This window comes from Flavobacterium sp. ABG, from assembly GCF_001027725.1.
Lineage (GTDB): Bacteria > Bacteroidota > Bacteroidia > Flavobacteriales > Flavobacteriaceae > Flavobacterium > Flavobacterium cupriresistens.
In genome coordinates, this window is record NZ_LEKS01000080.1 from 1 (window position 1) to 420 (window position 420).

The 420-nt window shown below is 37.4% G+C and carries 1 pseudogene; it reads right to left on the minus strand.

Annotated features, from left to right (window positions below):
* Positions 1-340 precede the first annotated feature (340 nt).
* Positions 341-420: pseudogene (locus AB674_RS23135) on the minus strand (carotene hydroxylase); the annotation flags it as partial.

The following is a 420-nucleotide window of genomic DNA, read 5'->3' on the forward strand; positions in this document are numbered from 1 at the left end:
ACACTTTATATTGTATTATTTGCCCGGCGTACATGGATTTATTATCGAAATCAGTGATTTCGAAACCCATTGTTTCTGGTGTGATTTTTTGAAGATTACTTGGACTGGAAAAAAAAGCCCAACATTCTTCTAAACTTGCATTTACATGCTGAACGGTTTCTTTTTTATAGAGTTTCATCTGTGATACTTGTTGTTTTTAATCGGAAATTGTATTGAAATGCGAGTTGCGTGAGGGATGGAAGTGGAGCTCTTTTTATAGATGGCTTTTTTGCCAGCTATAAAAAAGCGGGAACGTACAGCCCGACCCGATTTTTCATCGGGTCACGCCCAAATGGAATTATTAGATTTTATAGTATTTGAAAGGCACAAATAACATTCCGAAACACTCACCGTGCTCCTTACCCAAATGTTTGTGATGCA